The following is a 3,191-nucleotide window of genomic DNA, read 5'->3' as shown; positions in this document are numbered from 1 at the left end:
GCGGCGATGCCGTCGATGATTCGGGGGTCCCAGTCGTCCAGAACGGCGGCGAAGTGGTGCAGGAACACCACGGGCACGCCTCCCGTGGGGCCGAGCTCGCGGTAAGCGAAGTTCACACCGCCGGCGAGGACGGATTTGGTCGGGACCGTGATCCAGGTGCGGGTGTCGGCTGGTGCGCCGTGGTTGGTTGCCATGTCTGTCCTCTATCCGAAGGAAGTGAGCCTGGCCTGTGAGAGCCCGATTGAATTACGCTCATACTATTATGATCGTAAGGTTATCGGATAGGCTGCGGTAGGGCAAGGACACGGCAGTACGGAGGATCATCNGGTCGACGTCTGAAGAAGGACGGGATCGACGGGGCAGGCGTCAGTGCGTTGATGTCCGACGCCGGGCTGACCAACGGCGCCTTCTACGCGCACTTCGCCTCGAAGGACGAACTCGTCGCGGTGGTCTTGGCCGATCAGCTGACGAAGCAGCTGGATACTCTGCGGGCGATACCCGACGACGGCCACTCGTTGCAGTCCTACATCGAGGGCTATCTGTCGGCGAGTCATCGTGACCAGCGAGAGAACGGATGCCCCTCCGCTGCCCTGCTCAGCGAAATCGGTCGGTCGACACCGATCGTGCAGGAATCGTTCACGGATGGCATCTCGGCGATGATCACCATCGTTGCAAGTCGTACCCACATCGACGACGCAGCCGCGGCGCGAACGATAGCGATCGGCCTGATGTCGAGCCTGGTCGGGACCCTGCAGTTGTCGCGGGCGGTGTCGGACCCGACGCTGTCCGATGAGATCCTCGCGGCCGGGCTCGCGACCGCGTTTCGCCTACTCGAAAAATGAAGCAACCGACTGGGAAGAGACGTCAATGACAACGACCACGCGCGACCGCACCCGAACCCGTATGCAGTGGACCCTCGGGCTCATGGCGTTGGTCCCGACCATCAGCGGAGTGCAGCAGGTTCTGTTGGGTGCGGATGCAGTGCCCGGGAACATAGAGGTTTCTGCGGTAATCGACGGAGAACTCCGATACGCCAACGTGTTCAAGGCTGCTGTCGGGCCGATCATCCTCTCTCGATTGGGCACGGTGGAGGACTCGACCGCCGTCACAGCTGCCCTGGGGACGGTGTTTATCGGGGGGCTGGCACGTCTGTGGTCGTGGAGGCAGACCGGACGTCCGCACAGCATCGGAATCGTTGCAATCGCGCTCGAGGTTGGCGTCGTACCTGTGATTTTGGCCTGGCGACGGCGTTTCGCAATTCACGGTGCCGGTTCTCGATAGTGAGCTGGTTTGGTGCCGGCACGGAGTAGGTGTGTCTCGGGATTCCGTCTCAATTGGGACGGTGTTGGCCCCGTAGTGCTGCCCGTGTAGTCGCACCGACACGTACTTGTCGTCGTCCCACTCGCGGCGCGCGCAGTTGGACGACACCTCGACGCGGAGCGTGAACGAGGCCGCCGGGTTCAACGTAATCCGCCTGTTACTGCATGCCTTCGCGGACCGGCACCCATGCTGGAGCGGGCGAGCCGGTCGGGAACCACATCCCGCGGGATACTGACACCCCGGAGATCCCACGCGCGGCGCGATGTCGTTGAGTGAGAGCGTATTGCGCCTGGACCGCTGCCCTCGCCCCGGCGCGCTTCCACCGAATGCGCAGGGTCGGCGGCGGGGGGTGGACGAACTCATTTCGGACCGCGGACTGCATGTGCATCGCAGCGGGCGACATGCCGCGTCGGTGTGCGCAGCCCACCCCGACATCGCCTGAGACGCGGCGGTGCCGGCGGTCTCGGTGACGTCGGCATGCGCCCGCCCACGTCGGGTGTCGATGACCTGTGACGGTGGGGCGACCTGCTCTGTGTGAACGGAGCTGGCGATCGCTACGCGTCCGTGCACGCTGTCCCCGGTGGCGGCGACAGCGTGCACGGGATGCACGACACCTGCCTGTATGAACGGTGTCGTGGGGAGGGGTGGGTTCAGTGGACCCGGCGGAGCAACGCGGCGAGGGCTTGGCCGCCGCCGATGCACATGGTGACGATGCCGAGTTCGAGGTCGCGTCGGACGAGATCTTTGGCGACGCGGAGGGTGAGGATGGCGCCGGTGGCGCCGACGGGGTGGCCGAGTGCGATGGCGCCGCCGTAGGGGTTGGTCTTGTCCGGGTCGAGTTTGGCGTCGCGGATGACGGCGACGGCCTGGGCGGCGAAGGCTTCGTTGAGTTCGATGGTGTCGATGTCGCCGGGCGTGGTTCCGGTCTGTTCGAACAGTTTCTTCAGGGCGAGGACCGGGGCGTAGCCCATCACGTCGGGTTCGAGGGCGGAGGTGGTGACGGCCTCGAGGATGACCAGGCCGGTCAGGCCGCGTTCGCGTGCGGTGGATTCGCGGGCCAGGACGAGGGCGGCGCCGCCGTCGTTGATGCCGGAGGAATTGCCGGCGGTGACGGTGCCACCCTTTTCGAAGGCGGCGCGCAGCGTTCCGAGTGTGTCGAGGGTGGTCTCGGGTTTGGGGTGCTCGTCCGTCGTGATGGTGGCCGGTCGGCGGCCGCCGACCTCGACGGGGGTGATTTCCTCGGCGAACGCGGTTCTTGCGGCGTCGGTGGCGGCGCGGTGTTGCGATTGCAGGGCGAATTCGTCCTGTTCTTCGCGGCTGACGTGGTATTTGCGGGCGACGTTTTCGGCGGTGACGCCCATGTGGATGCCGTGGAAGGGGTCGGTGAGCATGCCGACGGTGCCGTCGACGAGTTGGCGGTCACCGAGTTTGTAGCCGGCTCGGGCACCGAAGTCGTAGAACGGCATCCGGGACATGTTGTCGTTGCCGCCGGCGAGTGCGATGTCGAGTCCGCCCCACTGGATTTGCATGGCTGCGGACCATACTGCTTGGAGGCCGGAGCCGCAGAGTCGGTTGACGGTGTAGGCGGGGGTGGTTTTCGGTAGGCCGGCGGCGAGTGCGACGCGTCGGGCGTTGTAGGCGTCGGGGCCGACCTGGCCGATGCAGCCCATGACGACCTCGCCGATGGTGTCGGGAGCGACACCGGCCCGGTCGAGGGCTGCTTTCGCGGCGGTGGCGCCGAGTTCGTGGGCGGGCACGTCTTTGAAGACGCCGCCGAAGCTGCCGACGGGGGTGCGGGCGCCGTCGACGATGAGGATGCGGTCGGGGGAGGTCATGAAGGTCCGATCTGTAGTGGTTGCGTGGCCACGCAA

The 3,191-nt window shown here is 66.0% G+C and carries 3 protein-coding genes and 1 pseudogene; 2 read left to right on the top strand and 2 right to left on the bottom strand.

Features of this window, described 5'->3' with window-relative positions; all coding sequences use genetic code 11:
* Positions 1–194: pseudogene (locus tag AZG88_RS26990) on the bottom strand (alpha/beta fold hydrolase); the annotation flags it as partial.
* A gap of 87 nt (positions 195–281) precedes the next feature.
* Between AZG88_RS26990 and AZG88_RS26985 the strand changes: the two are divergent.
* Together AZG88_RS26985 and AZG88_RS26980 are read left to right on the top strand one after the other, a co-directional pair.
* Entirely contained in the window at positions 282–842 is a 561-nt protein-coding gene (locus tag AZG88_RS26985; protein ID WP_061699672.1) for a TetR/AcrR family transcriptional regulator, read from the top strand.
* Complete coding sequence (locus tag AZG88_RS26980; protein WP_331712300.1) at positions 790–1,281, top strand: DUF4345 domain-containing protein; 492 nt, start codon at positions 790–792, stop codon at positions 1,279–1,281. The genes AZG88_RS26985 and AZG88_RS26980 overlap by 53 nt, the downstream gene beginning before the upstream one ends.
* Positions 1,282–1,970: 689 nt before the next feature.
* Here the strand turns inward: AZG88_RS26980 and AZG88_RS26975 are convergent.
* Positions 1,971–3,155 carry a thiolase family protein gene (locus AZG88_RS26975; protein WP_061699673.1) on the bottom strand — a complete coding sequence of 395 codons (1,185 nt, stop codon included), beginning with the start codon at positions 3,153–3,155 and terminating at the stop codon, positions 1,971–1,973.
* Between the last annotated feature and the right edge of the window lie 36 nt (positions 3,156–3,191).

The sequence above is a fragment of the Rhodococcus sp. LB1 genome (assembly GCF_001583455.1).
Classification (GTDB): Bacteria; Actinomycetota; Actinomycetes; order Mycobacteriales; family Mycobacteriaceae; genus Rhodococcus_F; species Rhodococcus_F opacus.
Note: the sequence above shows the minus strand (reverse complement) of the source record. Positions and strands in the feature narration are given on the sequence as shown.